The following is a 15,546-nucleotide window of genomic DNA, read 5'->3' on the forward strand; positions in this document are numbered from 1 at the left end:
GCCGTTCCTCAAATTCGAGAGAGCAGGGTGATGTCGGTGACCATGGCGGTGTTTCAGCAGGGTAAGAGGATGCGCTTCCTCTGGCTAGTCCTGCCATTGCTTCTGACGCCGATTCTAATGTCGCAGAGCGCCTGGCCGCCAGAGACCCTTCCTCGCCAAGGCATAGAATTTATGGGTTCCGCATTTATCATCATATGTGTGGCTGGGCGGTGCTGGGCATCGCTGTATATAGGCGGACGCAAGAATCGAGAACTCATTACGCACGGTCCTTATAGATACATCCGCAATCCGTTGTACTTCTTTTCCGCCCTGGGGCTTGCCGGCATCGGCCTGACTTTCGGCTCTTTCACGATTGCGGCCTTCTACTTCTTGTTTGGGTATCTGGCATTCGCTTATGTCTCAGCCCGCGAATCAATTGCCTTGGACGGGCTTTTCGGCGACGCTTACCGGAAATACTGCCGCGAAGTCCCCGCCTTCTTCCCCCACCTCAGACGAAACGCCGGCGACGTCGCACATCAGTTGCCCCTGACGTTCAACCCAGTTGCGCTGAAGCGTACTGCTATCGACAGTTCTTGTTTTCTCCTGGCAATTCCCGGGGCCGAGTTCATCGAGTCGCTGCAATTTGCGAAGCTCCTGAAACCGATATTGCATCTCTTTTGATGGCTGGGGCGCCGCCCGGTGAAACATCCTTGTCGAGCCTGCGTCAAGCGAGGACAACCCACTGTCACAAAGCCACTGCGGGCTTGCCAGTGACCGCGCCATCCGCTGGCGCTTCCCGGCAGTCGGCGACATCTGCGCCGGCGGAAGATCGAGGCTGATCGTAAGTTTTACCCAACTTTACACTGCCTTTACCGCCATTAACGCTGAGGTCGGTAGACCTGAACCCATGATCCCGGTTCAGGCGATTTGACAATGATCTTGAAGCTTCGACGACTTGAATTGCGGCCACGAGCAGTGCTCTGCGTGGCCCTATTCCCATGGTTGTCCGCCTGCACAAGTGTGCCCTTGCCCGAGGGCACGTCCCTCAATTCCTACGCCGGAATGAATTCATCGGGCGGCATCCTCACGAAAGCGAGATTGCGTGTGGATTCGGCGCCGGTGCTCGCCGCACAGACAGTGCGCATTGTACCGTCCTCGACGCAGATCCGGCAGCCGTGGCTTCGATCCCAAAGACCTGGCACTCGTAACCAATGCGATCGACCGGGCGCTCTGCACCGATCTTAGCGACCGCTTCAAGGTCGTGGCCGAGAGTCAGTCGGCGGACCTCGTCGTCCACGCGAGGATTACCAACATCGTTGCCACGAACCGGTCGGCAGCGGCGGGTTCCGTCGTTGCTTCGCTGGGCGGCTCGATGGCGGGCCTCGGGGTTCCAATCCCGCGCCTTCCGATCGGCCTCGGCGGCCTGGCCATCGAGGCCGAGGCGGTCGACAAGGATGGTTCGCAGAGGGCCGCCATGCTCTGGTCGCGCGGTGCTAATATGATCACGACAAGGGCACGGATATCCGCAGTCGGGGATGCGTACTCCCTCTCCTCGGCCTTCGCCGCAGACTTCAGCCGCATGCTGGTCAAGGGCAAGGACCCGTTCAACGGATTGCCGGCGATACCATCGGTGCAAAGACTGCGGGCCTCGCTCGGCGGCAACCCGAAATACGACGCCTGCAAGGCGTTCGGAACGGCCCCTGGAATTCCGGGAATGGTCGCCGCCCGATTTGGCCTGCCGCCCACCTGGACCGACAAGGGCGCCGCAGTCTCCCAATAGCGACAGAGAAAATATGTCGCGAGAAGTGGCGCTCTGCTGCACTTCGATCAGGCGATCGCCCCGGACATTATCGAGACTTTTCCAACGCGGCCCGCCACGGACTACGACTTTAAGGCGGTGGTTATCGGCGGGATCACCTCCGCGCACTGGCACAGCGCGTCGAGGTCGCGGATACCGAGATTCGTATCATGGGATCGAAATCGGAACTGCTGCGAACCCTCGTTGCCGCTTCTAGCTTAAAATCGGCGGTTTTCGGCGTTCACGGTTCTGTATGAGTGGCCCGAGACATAGGTGACGATTTGTACCGGACACATGGGTAACACTTTTCGCTTCGCGGGAGGTGTTTCTCGAGCTTCACCCTGCTCGAACTGGCGAAACGGCAGCCCCGCCGCGATTGGAGCGATCAATGCCGAGTTGCCGGTCTCAAAGGTCACGCCAATTGAGGGGTAGTCAACACGCTGCGGGGGAGGAGCGTCAAGTTTAAAGGCAAAATTGCAGTCTATCCCCACATCAAGATCGCCACTTTGTTGGATCCCGACGGGAACGAGGTCCTGATCATCCAGCCGCCTTGGGCGCAATGCTCGTTACGGTACGGTTTGGTGCTAGAGCCACTCAAGCAGGCTTGTCAGTTCAGCGCCTCCCCTTGCCCAATCGCCTTCCGCCGTCAACGCGCGGCGCTCGTAGTCGCAAGTTTCGAAGGGTGGCGCGCGATCGAGGAGATGGACGCGGGCGCCCAGCATACGAGGCATGGCGAGGTCCAGTTCCCAGATATCCCCGCAGAACAGCGTCGCCTTGATCGCATCGAAGTTACCGTCAAATACTCGGCTGAGTGCGTGGAAATACGAGCCGCGGCGCAGATAGATCGGACGCCCGAGTTCCGCGGAGGGGAAGGCTGGTGGAATGCGCCCAAAAAGGTCACGGGCTGCCGCACCCAGTTGGGAAACGTCTTCCCAAGGCAGCTCGCAGACTTTGAATTTCCCGGCATCGCTTTGAACCTTGACGGAGGCGCGAAGCGGGTCACCGGGCTGGAAAAGCTCCCGGAGACGGCCCTCAATATACGCTGTCCCGGAATTCGAGACGAACCAGATTTCGATCCCCTTCCTGATCACGGTTTCGAAGACGGACCGCGCGTCTTCGCGCCATGGTGCTGGGCATGCGGCGTAGGCCTTGGCGTGGACAGAGACCGGAATGTCGCCATGGGCTCCCGTTTGCCTCAGGAGATGGTGCGCCGCCTCATAGGCAAGAATGTATGGGTCGGCGGCCGCCGGGGCGGACGGCGTGCCGGCCACCATCCATCCGATCTTGGGCGAGCGCGATCGCACGCGATCGAGCGCGACCGCCCATGTCTCTTCAGTCACAGCGAGGTGACCGGCGAGGCCGGCCCGATATGCGTCGAGATAGGCGTCCGCAGCCTGCTCAACGCGCGTGCATGTGCCATCGAAATCGAGCACGAGCCTGGTGATAGGAGTGTTCATCTTACCGGCCTCTAATTTCCCCTCAGTCGTCGGAATAGATTTCCGAGAGCGAGACCCGCCGGTATCCCGGGGGTGTGGGTTCGCCCGGCCTTGCGCGCCGAACGCCTCCGACGCGCGCGTTGACGTTATTATGCGCCAGGTTCTCCCAGTCATGGAGGAATATTTCCTCGAAGTAGCGGGCCACCTTGGGCGAGCGGACGAGCAGGCTCGCGTCGCGGTTGAAGAGGGCGCCGGCATTGGTGAAGTTCTGGCTTCCGAGGATCACCACCTCCGAGTCGATAACGACGCCCTTCGTGTGGCACTTTGCCTGCACGCGAAGGAAGTCCTCAGTGACCTTGAGACCGAAGTCCTTGAGGCGCTCGATCAATGCCTGCTGATCCTCAAGATCGCTGCGGCGTCCGAAGTCCTTGGCGTCGCGGAAGATGATCCGGACATCCACCCCATCGCGCTGCTTCTGTCGCAGCAGTTCGAGCATTCGCGTCATTTCCTGATTATCGTCGCCGCTGTACGAGAACGACTGGTTCTGGACATACAGCTTCTTCGTGGCAGCCTTCATCGTGTCAGTGACCGTCGCCATAAAGATGCGCTGGCCCATCACGTTGCGATCGGGTGTCAGGAGAGGCTGAACTTCCAGCTCCTCATTGTTGAGTCGGAGTGGTTTGAAGTAGCGTAGGCCGCTGCGCGTCCGCGGCGCCTCGAAAGCCACTTCAGGAACGAAGAGTTCGATGTCCGGAGCGGCTGGACCCTCCTCCGCCGGAAGTGGATGGAGGTTGGCCTGTTCGAAATCGAACTCGATATATGCTTGAAAGAGTTCGGCCAGTCGCTTGTTCTTGATGATCGCATGCCACTCGCGGTTATGCTCGCGAAGCGGCTTATCGATGGTCGTCCCATCGCCGGCCGGATTCATGTTGGGCTGGTTTGAATCCTTCCAGTTGCCGCTCGACAGCCAGAACTCTTCCTGATCGCGCGAGGCAACCTTAATGTGGTAGGAACTTTGGATGAGCCGGCCTGGACCCCGAACCGAGGCCCAGACGTGAGCGAATTTATCGCCAAGGCGGCCCTGCATATTCTTCACGGCGGATTCTGTAGCGTCGCCGTTCCCGACGCCGCGCTTCTGCGTGACCATGAGCAGTTCACAGCCATCCGGCTTGATGGCGGCCTCGATCGTATCGCTGACGTGGTTGACCTCCCATTCGTACATCGTCGCGGTCAGTCTGTCGGTCACGCGCCCGAAGAAGGCCTTCAGTTCGGGCCAACCCGCATCCGGGCTGACGTGGAAGATCGCGTCCATCGTGGCGCGAACCGGAACGAGCGCGTAGCGCGAGTCGGGCTTGTCGAAGCCCTTTGGCTCCCGATAGGCTGCAGGGCGCGCCGGCCGTTCGATTGCAATGTCGATATCGAGCGCGCGCAACTGTTCTCCCAATGAGCCCGTCCGGATGTCGATCCCAAATCCCATAAATTCGCGCGGCAAGGGCGCGATGCCGGCGGTCGCAAGCTCCTCCGGCGAGAGCTTCGAACGCAAGACGACAACGACCACTCGCTCGTCGGTGATCCACCCATTTTTGAAGCGATACCCGTTGCGCACCTCCAGGACATCGCTCCGACCCGCGAGCGTATCCTTGGCTGCCTTCACCGCATCGTCGATCGAATTGGCGACAGGCGTGACGCTGACGACACCGATTGGCGCTCCGCCGAGGCTTGGTTGCCCCATCCGCAAGACCAGCTCGATCGGGATCGACAGGTTGAAGCGGAGCGTCTGTTCGTCGCCGGTCTGCGCTCCTGCTGCGAGCGGCTGGGCGGTCGAAGGACCGGTCGGGGGCCCTTCCTGTTTCGGCCGCGCTGCCAGTGTCTTCGCCTCCGCGAGAAGCGTGCGCAGCTTGGACGCGGGAACTGCCACGTTCGCCGAGTTGTCGAAGAAGCCGCCATAGTGGAGGCCGACCGCCTTGCCCGTCTCGAAGTCGATCAGCACCGAGCCTGAATTGCCACCCAGAGTGGAGCAGTCATGACAGAGGAGGTTCTCATCGACGCTCTTGATCCGGCCCGGCGCGAAGCGCTTTTTCTCGTAGACGTCACCGAATACCCTTTTGACCAGCCCCTGGTCGTCGATCGAGGGATCGCGCGCGGGATAGCCTATGGCGCCGATTGACATGTCGACCTCAAACTGGTCAGCGAGCTGGATTGGCTTCGGAAGTGGACCTTTGTCCGACGCCGGCCTGACACTGAGGAACGCGACATCGTAGTCGTCGCAGATGAGGAGTATCCGATCGACTGGGTGCTCGTTTTCGTCCGCCCGATTCTCCTCCTCCAGGAAATCGATGTCGGAGGAGATCCTCCCCGTGGTATAGCCGCGCCTGAACACGAAGGAGCCGATGCCGTCCGGCCGGGCGAACTCCTCAGCCACATGCCGATTGGTGACGATAATATCGGTGTCGATCAGCCAGCCGGTACCCACCCATGTCCTTTCGCTGTTTGTCAGTTCGATGCGACCAACTGAAGGAACCACAGCATTGAGCCGCTCGAGGGCAGCGCCAATCGCTTCGCGCCAGATGTCGCTTTGAGGTTCGCCGACCCATTCCCCGGTGAGCTTGTTTTCCCGGATACGCATGACCGGACGCGCATGAGCGACGATGCGCTCGATGGCGATGTCATCATCTTCCGAGAAAATGGGGCGGACCTTCGGCTCGGCCTTGCCCGCTGCCTCCTCGGAAGCCTCCTCGTCGACGATGGTCCTGAAGAACTTCTTGTGCAGCTCTTCCTCAAGCTGCGGCATGCCCGTGGAATATTCCTTCATGATCTCCAATGCGCGGTCCCGCGAAACTTTACTCATAGATCCCTCCCCTTCACGCCCGAAGGCCATGCAAACATGCCCGAGCCAATGAATTCATCTTCGCTGCAAGGAGCCGGCGGGCAGAAATAATAGCCGCCGGCTATGTTCGTGAGGACGCCACTTCCATAAAGCGCGTCAATGCCGGTCCCCGTGACCGGAAAATCGGGGTTGGTCTGCCAGTTGAGGACGGGCCATTCGAATTGCTTGCGCAGGTCGCGCGCGAAGGCGAGGAACAGGAGCCCGCTCTGCACGTCGCCTTCCGCGTCGAGGTCCTCGAAATAGGGGTAGCCACGGCGGAGAAACCGCCGGTCGAGATCGTGGACACCAAGGAGGTCAGATCCGTTTCGCCTCGGCTGAACCTTTCTGATATGGGCCGTCAGAGGTCCATCGCAGGAGTCATTGGGGTCCGGGAAAATGGGCGTCATGTTGCTAGCGCCCGTGGTCTGGCGCGAGAGCGGCATGCCCGACGCCTTGCGGCGGCCGATCATGCCTTCCTGATCGCGCTCCGCATGCGCTTCCCAATGCGGCAGATCCTCGCGGATCTTGCGGTAGGCCAAGTAGCTACCACCGATTGCGGAGTCGGGTTCGCCATCACCTGCGGTGATGTAGACGAACCGGTCCAGCTCGCCGCCCCGCGCATTCGACAGATTGTCGATCCCGTCATCGAACCGGAGGAATTCGCGGCGATCAGGTCGCGCGAAGCCCTGCTCGATGCTTGTGACGATGATCCGCTTCTCCTTCACGCCCGCGACACCCCAGTTCCCCTGGCCGAGCGCACGCGCGATGGAGACGTTGACATAGGGATGGTCGCTCGAAATCAGGAAAATGAGATCGGTTGCGTGGTCGGCCGGCCGATACTTGTCCCCTGTCACCCGCGGCATAATCCGCAACCAGCGCGGCTTCGCGTGCCTCAACCCGAAGCGATCATCGCCCTTGGCGCTGATGAAGACGCTGGCGCCCAAGCCGATGGTCACAGTCACACGCCAGGTTTCGGGTAGCGATCGAAGCACAGGGATGTGGTTGTTGTCCGGGCGTCGCAGCATCTGTGCGCGGACGAAGCTCGACAGGTCCTGCAGGACTTTGCGCAGTTCAGGGGCAGTCTGGACCGCAAGGTTCGCGGTCACGACCGTTAGAAAGTTCTGGGGATCCACCCTCCCCGCTCGTTCGAAGGCGTAGCGTTCCTGGTCTTCGAGATTCAACGGAACGGGCGGCTCGATCGGCCATTGCGGATCAGTGATGCCGGGCTGGTGCGGGCCGTCGAGGATCGGAGCTGGCGGTGGGATAACCTCCATGGGCCTCTACTCCACGAACAGCGGCCGGCGCCGATGTTGCTCTTGATGGTCGGGGAAGAGCGCAACGAAAAATTCGGTCCAGCCGCCCATGCGAACGCGGACCAAATTGAACTCATCAGGGCGTTCAACTGCGCCGGCCAGCGTCTCGGGATCGGCAACCGTGAAGGTCGCGATCGAGCCGCCAGCACCGTTCGCGAAATCGCGCAGCTTCGCGGCGAGACGTTCGGGGGGATAGTTTTCAGGGAGATTGTAGTCTGCGGGCGCCCCGTCACCGAGGCGGCTCATCGAGCTGTCGGCATAGCTGGCGAAGCTTGCGGCCAAATTCCCCTCGCGTGCGTGACGCGCGCCTCCCTCTGAAGGAACTGGCTCGTGATGCCGATGGACCGGCGAGGGCGACAGGTCGGAAGCGATTGTAGTGCCCGCGCTCCTGCCGTCTGCTGACGCGCCGAGGAACGAGCCGCCGAGGATATATTGTTCGAACGTGCCGACGCCAGGCGCGATCATGATGTCGAACAACTTGCCACCGGTGCTGTAGCGCTCCTTGAGTCGAGCTAGCGCCTCCTCGTGGACCGGCGAGGACCGCAGTTTCCGAACAGCGTCGCAGAAATCGTTGATGAGCTTCCAGGCGATCTCGTCGATCGCTTTGTTGCCAAAGCCGAACTTGGGCTGGCTCTCGCAAAGGCCTCGGATTTCGGCGATCCGTTCAGAGGAGACTGCTCTGCCATGGGCTGGAAGCGATGCACCGTTCTGCTGTACGAGCCTCTTACCCCAGTCGGTGGCGAGCGCCGTTACCAGTTCGTCGATCGCGACACAGCGCTCTTCGAAAACCAGCTTGCGAATGGCGTAGAGCGAGTCGGCAGCTGTGCTAATGCCCGTCAGGAGCGGTGAGAAGATATGGAAATTTGCGCCTCCGTCGGTGAAATCGCGGCCGGACTCCAGGCATCCGCCGATCAGGCACGAGAGCAATGGAGAGGGTGCGACGGGTGTCTTGTTGCCGTAGTTCAGGAACAGGTTGCGCAGGTAACGATGGCAACCGAGCTTCATGTGCTCGACGAGGATTGCCCAGAAGTGCGGCCAGTCCTCAATCTCCGGTGCTGGTGGGCTGCGCCAACTGTCTTTCAAACCCCGTAGATTGACGGGTCCGGACCCACTGAAGCTCGCACCCCGGTTGAGCGCTTTTTCGACGAGGTCGGGTGCTGAAACAAAGCCGAAGCTGAATTCCGACTCTCCAGCGACCATGGTTTCGTAGCAGCCGTCGCACGCATAGTTTCGGGCGGACGCCAGCGACATTCCGCTCTCACCTGCCTCGATCAGGCCTGCGATGATCTTGTCGTCATTGAGGAGGACCGGATGTGCACCGCCGCTGAGGAGTGCAGCCGCAGCGAGATCAAGGACATCGTCGGGCGTTCCGGCGTGGACCCTGAGGTCCAGGGTCGGACTGTTGAGCGGTAGCCGTCGCGCCGCTTCCAAGCAAAGTCTGGTGACTTGGTTGCAAGCGTCGGTCGGTTCGTCGGCATCGTCAGGGAGCACCCCGCCGATCGTAATTTGCTGCATCCATTGGTTGAGCAACCCGCCTTGGTCGAAGTTCGAGGCCCCCCAGAAACCAGTGAGAACGCCGTCCGCGGCAGTAAATCTGTTTTCGAGATGTCGACGGTCTAGGATCGCGCGCTCGTCAAGCTTTATCCAAAAGCAGTCGAGTGCCTCCTGAGCGTCCTCGATCTCCATCCCCTTGTCGAGGTCCATTGTGAGCAGTGGCTGAAGGATCTGGTCGAGTCTCCCGATCGGGACAATCTCGACCGTCCAATGGAGTGCGCAGTGGACGATATAGATGCTCTGAAGAGCGTCGAGGAAGGATTCCGCCTTTTGGGCAGGGACACGGCGAAGTCGCTCAGCCGCGGCGGCCATGGCGGTATGCCGAGGATCATCCGGGCCTAGGGATTTGGCGACCACCGCGGCGTGATCTGCATAGCGCCCAGCAAACGCTATTACCGCCCGCATCGAGATGGCGGTCGCCTCGTAGAATTCCCGTTGGGCACTTTCGGCTTCCTGTGCGCGCGCTTCACATTCATTGATGAGCGCCGCGAGCCCGCGCTGGACCACCCGCATGTGATCCGGGACGATGTGCCCCATAGGCGAGAGTTCGTTGAGATAATCGAGCATCGCACGGAGCTCTTCCTCGACAGTCAAATAGCGGACGAACTCCTTGCCCTGCCCAACCGAGAACGGCGGCGGCGTTCCGATGATGAGCTCATCCGGGTCGATCTGAAAGCTGCCGGCGCGGGCGGCCACATCCGGCAAGCAAATGATCTCGAGCATCTTCTCGATAGCCCGGGCCTTGCGGATAATGATGGGCTTCTCGGACCAGCCTTGCTCCCTTCCGTCGGAGTTAGGGCCGCGAAATAGGTGCCCAACGTCGCGCTCGTCCAGCCAACAGGGCTTCTCGCGCCATTTCTGGAAGGTACGCTCGAGCAGGCGACAGACGCGAGGAGTCGGGAGATCCGGGTGTGGCGCCTTAAGCGCCTGCAGAGAACGCCAGTAATCAACGTCACTGTGATGCACGCCCAGTTCCCCCAAGCACGAACACGCGAGGCATCATTTCAACAAAGATGAGACCTTTGATTTCTTAACGAAAGAAAGCACTTTAGCAAGTCAATTTCAATACCAATTCTTGAGAAACGCGCCTTTTTGGAAAGAACGGCAGTAAGAATCAGGAAAAACTCCCCTATGCGGTTGTTTCCGGGGGGCTTTCAGTTTCCGGGGTAGCCTGGGCTATGGCGATGATAAGCATCCGGCACGGAGATTTCCGGGACTGCAAGTGATTCGGAAATGAGTGAGCCAAGTCTCGCAGCAAGTGGATGTTCTTGCACAGTATCGTTGCGCGCCACTTCGACTAACTCGCCGTTACGCGGCCATGGCCGGCGATGATCTCGTGATCGTCTCCGATCAGGATCGGATTGGTGAAGCCGAGCCGCTTGATGCTGCCGGCTTTTTGACTGACAGTGCGGTGCGAGTGATGACGGTCCACAGGATCAAGGGTCTTGAATTCGGGACGGTCATAGTGCTCGGACCCGAAGAGCAGACGTTCTGGGATAACGCCAACGCGGAGCGCCGGGCGTTCTTCGTCGCCTGTTCGAGGGCAAAGGAGCGGCTGGTTCTTGCCACCTGCAGCTCACGTATCCGCCCGCCCGGCGCGAGGAACTGGTTCGTCAACCGAGTTCCCGGCCTATGTCGAATCCCAACCCAAAGAAGCTCCGCTCATTCTCCTCTGAATGCCCTCTTGGATGGCACATCCGAATACTTCCGCGGGATCGAAAGCAAGGTCCGCTTCAGGAATCACTATATGTGCCTCTATGACCGAGATGCGGCGCAGAGATGGCATTCCTGCGGGGGGACTTTGGAGGAAGGTTGTAATGCTGCTTCGACGCAAACGACGGCCATGAAGCCGCCCGAGTCGATTGCGCTCACAACGACCGCTCGACGCCCATGTACGCTGCCGCTTGCCGGTCGAGGGTTATCGGTTCATCCTTGTGAAGACCCTGGCCGTGATAGGAGGCGTGTAATGAGATCGCGCCGTCACGGCCCCTAGCGAGGTCTTGGTCGATGGACTGCCCGGGCTGCGGTTTCCAGGTTGAAAGCGGCTTCGCTTTCTGTCCCAAGTGCGGCTTGTGCCAGCCCATCGCATGCACCAGTTGCGGTTATCTATGCGCGCCGGACTTCCAGTTCTGCCCGAAATGCGGGGCGAGCGTCGGAGCGACGGTGATGGGCGAAGACCGGACCGCGCCGATGCCGGCCCAGGCGGCTGAGCCGCAGTCCCGGACTCCGCCCCCGCCATCTGTCAAAGGCAAGAGCGGGTCGCCGCATCCACCCTCCGATGCCGATCGCCGGACCGTGACGGTCCTGTTCGCCGACCTTTGCGGCTTCACGACATTCAGCGAGCAACTCGACCCCGAGGTCATGCAGGCGCTGCAGAACGATCTGTTCCGGGAGTTGACCACAGCCGTGCAGAATTTTGGCGGTTTCGTCGACAAGTTCATCGGCGACGCACTGCTCGCTTTGTTCGGCGCGCCGTTCGCCCATGAGGACGATCCGGAACGCGCATTGCGCGCAGCCCTCGATATGATGGACCGAACGGCGCGCCTCGGCCAACACGCCGCCTATGCGGGGCCGCCCCTGGTGCTCCATATCGGCATAAACACCGGGCCGGTCGTCACCGGCGGATTGGGCGTCGGTTCAGCGAAATCCTATTCGGTGACCGGCGACACGGTAAACACGGCGCAGCGGCTGCAATCGCTGGCCGCACCGGGGGAGGTCCTGGTCGGCGAGCTTACTCACCGGCTGACTCGGCACGCATTCGCCTACGAGTCGCTTGGCAATGTCGTGCTCCGCGGCAAGGCCGGCAGCGTACTCGTCCATCGGCTGCGTGAGCCGCTTGCCGCGCCGCGCGCCGCGCGCGGGCTCGAAGCGCTCGGCCTCAGCGCGCCGATGATCGGCCGCGATGCGGAGCTCCAGAGACTGCTGGCGAGCCTCGACCGGGCGTGTGGAGGCTCGGCGCAACTTGTCCGCCTCGTTGGCGAAGCCGGCATCGGGAAATCGCGCCTGGTAAAGGAATTCGTCGCCCGCGTTGGCGAGGAGGAGCGCTTTCGCAGCGTCGCCGTACGGCAGGCTGCCTGTTCACCGCTAGGCGAACGGTCATACGGCGCGCTCGGCGCCGTCGTGCGCAGCGCCGCCGGAATGATGCAAAACGATACGCCGGACGGAATGCGGGCGAAGCTCGCAGCGTTGCTGACCGATCTGGGCCTGGGGGGCGAGGAGTCAGAGCGGCTGATGCCGCTGCTCTACCATGTGCTCGGCCTCGGCGACCCCAACGCGGTCCTGCAGCATGTCGAGCCGGAACAGTTGCGGCGGCAAATCCTCTACGCGGTTCGCACGATCATCGAACGGCGCCTGGCCCTGTCGCCTTTGTTGATTGTCGTCGAGGATTTGCATTGGGCCGATGCCGTGTCGCTCGAAGCGCTGCGTTTCGTGCTGGACAGGCTGGAACGCACGCGGCTGATGCTGGTAGTTACGCATCGCCCGGCGCTGGAGAACGACCAGCTCGATTCGAGCCGTATCAGTCATACCGCGCTCAGGCTGTCGCCGCTCGCCGTCGCTGACGGTCGCAGCCTGCTGACAGCATTTTTCGGCGACCGCTGGGTGAGGTCCGCCGCGGGGCTCCGCGACCAGATCCTCGACCGCGCCGGCGGCAATCCCCTGTTCCTCGAGGAGATCGTGCGGGGCCTGATCGATCTTGGGGTGCTGAAGCGCGACGGCCAGCAATGGCAGATCGCTCGCAATGAAGCTGTGGCCGGCATTCCCGCCACCATTCAGGCGATGTTGCTCGCTCGCGTCGACAGGCTGCCGCAGGAGGTGCGTCACCTAGCCCAGGAAGCTGCCGTCATCGGCCCGCGCTTCGACGCCTCGCTTCTCAAAGTCGTAACGGCCGACCCGGCCAGGCTTGAAGCCGGCCTCGAACTGCTTTGCGATGCGGAAATCATCGAGGAGGTAGCCGGATCGGGCTCGCTCTCGTCGCAATGCTATCGTTTCACGCAAACGTTGCTGCAGGACGTGATCTACCAGAATCTGCTCCTGCAGCGCCGGACCGACATGCACGGACGGATCGGCGCCGCATTCGAAAGACAATGCGGTGACAACCCGGAACGCCTCGAAGACCTGACCGTGCTCGGTCATCATTTCGGGCTGAGTGCCGAGCATGAGAAGGGCGCGCGCTACCTGCGGGCGGCTGGCGATCGGGCCCGCATGATCTACGCCAACGACGACGCCCTTCGCTTCTACGTGCGCGCGCTGGCCACTTTGGCCGAGACGGGACAGACCCCGCTCAGGCTCTCGCTTGCCGAACGCATAGCCGATTTGTGCGGCCCCGCCGGCCATCGTCAGATTGCGCACGACCACTACGAGACGGCGCTGCAGGCCTACCGCGAAGCGAGCGATCACATTGCCTCGGCTCGGGTTCTGCGCAAGATCGGCCGGCTGCTCTGGGATGCGGGCAAACGTGACAGCGCGGAATCTCATTATGTCGAGGCCGCGGCGCTTCTCGAGGGCGCGGACGCCCCGATCGAGCAGGCACATCTCTGGCAAGAGCGTGGCCGTCTGGCATTCCGCAATGGAGATCATGCTCTCGCGGCGAAATGGGCGGACGTGGCTCTGGACTGCGTCCGCGCGCTTACGGGGGAGCACGCCTCCGACACAGGGCGTGAAGCCACACTGGTAACTGCCGAAGCGCTGAACACCAAGGGCGTTGCGCTGGCGCGGCTTGGACGAAACCGCGAAGCCGTACGAGAGGTGGAGCGAGGCATCGAAATGGCCGAAGCGGCCGGTCTGCCTTGCGCAGCGTGCCGCGGCTACACCAATCTCGGCGTGCTCTATACGACCATCGATCCGGCGCGAGCGATCGACGTATGCCGGCGCGGCCTCGAAGTGGCGCGCCGTATCGGCGATCTGGGTTTTCAGGCGCGGCTTCTGGCCAATCTGGCGGTTGCCTGCTGCACATTCACGGATCGCTGCCCCACCGAGGGAGTGCCGGCCGCCGAGAAAGCCATCGAGATCGACCGGGCGCTCGACCAGCGCGAGCATCTGCCTGTTCCACTGATCGTACTGGGGCAGATCCATCAGTGCCACGGGCAACAGCAACTCGCAGCGCGCTTTTACGGCGAGGCGCTGGACGTTGCGAGCGAAACAGGCGAACCGCAACTGCTCTTTCCGTGCTATGATGGCCTCGCCACGCTCAATCTCGATCTCGACAATCTGGCCGAGGCGGAGCGTTACTTTTCCCTGGCGCAGGGAATTTGCGCCCAGCACGGGCTGGACCCGGAAGCGCTTGTGGTGCTGCCATTTCTCGACTAGCCGGGTGGGAGGTTGGAAATGTCCGCGCGTATTGATTTAGGCCCTCTGCAGCCGGGCGACCGCGCGCCGAACGTTGTGCTCGACGCCATCACTCGGGAAGGCAAGGTCGCACTTGACGACTTTCGTGATCAGAAGCCGGTGCTGGTCGGCCTGTTCCGCGGGCTACATTGCCCCTTCTGCCGGCGTCACATCGCGGCGCAGGCGCAACTGGACCCGGAACTGCGCCAGAAGGGGGTTGAAAGCCTGACGGTCGTCAACACGCCTATCGACCGCGCGCGTCTCTACTTCCGCTACCATCCGATGCCGAACCTGCTCGCGGCCGCCGACCCCGAACGCGCCTCGCATCGTGCCTTTGGACTGCCCAATCTCGAATTCACCGAGAACGAGACGTCTTGGCCGCACAAGGTTTCGATGGCCGACGTGGTGAGTATGCGGATCGAAATCCCTGGCGAGTTACCCGGTCCGATGGACCCGTTGGCTGCAGCCGAATTCCTCGACAAGAAAGACAATTACGAAATGACCGAAGCCGACCAGCAGATGGCGGCGACAGGCCACGGGCAACTGGTCGGCCAGTTCCTGCTCGACCGCCAAGGCATCGTCCGCTGGAGCTTCACCGAGGTCCCCGAAGGCGGGCGATACATGTTCGGTGCGCCGAGCCCGCAGGAACTGATGTCGGCCGTGTCGCAGGTCGCGCAATAGACCTACGAAACGCGATAATGTCCGCATGTGGCGCAGCCGCATCCTTCAGCGTGGTCGCCGCTGACGTCCGCTTTCAGGCGGTGGCAAAGGCATCCTCAATGACCGACATGCGGCGCGAAGCAGCCATACGCGTCTTCTCTTCCCAGGGGCCTGCTTCGGGTCAGAATTTTTCCTTGGCCTTGCTTGGATTGATGTCTGGGAAACCGCGGACGATGGAGGGCAAACGCCAGTGGCGTGGTGACTGGCTGAAGAGCTACCTCGACAATCCGGTCAATCGCGCCGCGCGCGCAAGGCCAAGGGCGGGTTCGGCAATGAGGCCTCGACGTTCTTGAACATGCTGGACGACAACGACCGGGACGACGAGATCAAGGCCAGGGTGATGGAGGGTGCCGATGGCCAGTGAGCGGGATTGGCCGGAGTGACAAATCCCTTGCCTGCCACCTCACGCCAGATGCTCTTGACCTAGGTGTCATTGCTATGGAGGTTGTCCGTCCGAGGCTTGGATGCGAGGTTGCGGTTACCACACACGCGACCGCCAGCCAGGAGCCTCGGATGGACGTTCATGACAATGCCAGAACAACACCGCGCAGTCGA

At 61.7% G+C, this 15,546-nt stretch carries 10 protein-coding genes; 5 read left to right on the forward strand and 5 right to left on the reverse strand.

Features of this window, described 5'->3' with window-relative positions:
- Nucleotides 1–30: 30 nt before the first annotated feature.
- Both ACH196_RS33415 and ACH196_RS33420 read left to right on the forward strand, forming a co-directional pair.
- Nucleotides 31–660, forward strand: coding sequence for a methyltransferase family protein (locus ACH196_RS33415; protein ID WP_396651162.1), 630 nt, complete (start codon nucleotides 31–33; stop codon nucleotides 658–660).
- Between the two features lie 463 nt (nucleotides 661–1,123).
- The gene (locus ACH196_RS33420) at nucleotides 1,124–1,759 is read left to right on the forward strand and encodes a DUF3313 domain-containing protein (RefSeq protein WP_396651163.1); all 636 of its coding nucleotides are present in this window, start codon (nucleotides 1,124–1,126) and stop codon (nucleotides 1,757–1,759) included.
- A 602-nt stretch (nucleotides 1,760–2,361) separates the two neighbouring features.
- On the opposite strand, the gene ACH196_RS33425 is transcribed toward ACH196_RS33420, so the two are convergent.
- The 5 genes from ACH196_RS33425 to ACH196_RS33445 form a co-directional block, all read right to left on the reverse strand.
- On the reverse strand, nucleotides 2,362–3,210 hold the full coding sequence (locus ACH196_RS33425) for a hypothetical protein (protein WP_396651164.1): 849 nt from the start codon (nucleotides 3,208–3,210) through the stop codon (nucleotides 2,362–2,364).
- Between the two features lie 46 nt (nucleotides 3,211–3,256).
- Entirely contained in the window at nucleotides 3,257–6,061 is a 2,805-nt protein-coding gene (locus ACH196_RS33430; protein ID WP_396651165.1) for a phospholipase D-like domain-containing protein, read from the reverse strand.
- A complete protein-coding gene (locus tag ACH196_RS33435; protein ID WP_396651166.1) occupies nucleotides 6,058–7,353 on the reverse strand; it encodes a Dyp-type peroxidase in 1,296 nt (431 codons plus the stop codon). Before ACH196_RS33435 ends, ACH196_RS33430 begins: the two co-directional genes overlap by 4 nt.
- 6 nt (nucleotides 7,354–7,359) lie before the next feature.
- Nucleotides 7,360–9,912 (reverse strand): pyruvate formate lyase family protein, encoded by a 2,553-nt coding sequence (locus ACH196_RS33440; RefSeq protein ID WP_396651167.1) that lies wholly within the window; start codon nucleotides 9,910–9,912, stop codon nucleotides 7,360–7,362.
- A 331-nt stretch (nucleotides 9,913–10,243) separates the two neighbouring features.
- Nucleotides 10,244–10,378 carry a hypothetical protein gene (locus tag ACH196_RS33445; protein WP_396651172.1) on the reverse strand — a complete coding sequence of 45 codons (135 nt, stop codon included), beginning with the start codon at nucleotides 10,376–10,378 and terminating at the stop codon, nucleotides 10,244–10,246.
- On the opposite strand from ACH196_RS33445, the gene ACH196_RS33450 reads away from it, so the two are divergent.
- The 3 genes from ACH196_RS33450 to ACH196_RS33460 are packed head-to-tail and all read left to right on the forward strand — an operon-like array spanning nucleotide 10,367 to nucleotide 14,952.
- Nucleotides 10,367–10,939, forward strand: coding sequence for a 3'-5' exonuclease (locus ACH196_RS33450; protein WP_396651170.1), 573 nt, complete (start codon nucleotides 10,367–10,369; stop codon nucleotides 10,937–10,939). The genes ACH196_RS33445 and ACH196_RS33450 overlap by 12 nt on opposite strands.
- Before the next feature lie 14 nt (nucleotides 10,940–10,953).
- Nucleotides 10,954–14,253 carry an adenylate/guanylate cyclase domain-containing protein gene (locus tag ACH196_RS33455; protein WP_396651168.1) on the forward strand — a complete coding sequence of 1,100 codons (3,300 nt, stop codon included), beginning with the start codon at nucleotides 10,954–10,956 and terminating at the stop codon, nucleotides 14,251–14,253.
- Nucleotides 14,254–14,271: 18 nt separating this feature from the next.
- Nucleotides 14,272–14,952: a peroxiredoxin-like family protein gene (locus ACH196_RS33460; protein ID WP_396651171.1), complete on the forward strand. Its 681-nt coding sequence runs from the start codon at nucleotides 14,272–14,274 to the stop codon at nucleotides 14,950–14,952.
- The last annotated feature ends 594 nt before the right edge of the window (nucleotides 14,953–15,546 follow it).

The sequence above is a fragment of the Mesorhizobium sp. IMUNJ 23232 genome (assembly GCF_044326205.1).
Classification (GTDB): Bacteria; Pseudomonadota; Alphaproteobacteria; order Rhizobiales; family Rhizobiaceae; genus Kumtagia.

Bases quoted from the DNA above. Each gene is read 5' to 3' on its own strand.
- ACH196_RS33455 (WP_396651168.1), top strand. From the start codon at position 10,954: ATGGACTGCCCGGGCTGCGGTTTCCAGGTTGAAAGCGGCTTCGCTTTC.
- ACH196_RS33450 (WP_396651170.1), top strand. From the start codon at position 10,367: ATGACGGTCCACAGGATCAAGGGTCTTGAATTCGGGACGGTCATAGTG.
- ACH196_RS33435 (WP_396651166.1), bottom strand. From the start codon at position 7,353: ATGGAGGTTATCCCACCGCCAGCTCCGATCCTCGACGGCCCGCACCAG.
- ACH196_RS33415 (WP_396651162.1), top strand. From the start codon at position 31: ATGTCGGTGACCATGGCGGTGTTTCAGCAGGGTAAGAGGATGCGCTTC.
- ACH196_RS33460 (WP_396651171.1), top strand. From the start codon at position 14,272: ATGTCCGCGCGTATTGATTTAGGCCCTCTGCAGCCGGGCGACCGCGCG.
- ACH196_RS33430 (WP_396651165.1), bottom strand. From the start codon at position 6,061: ATGAGTAAAGTTTCGCGGGACCGCGCATTGGAGATCATGAAGGAATAT.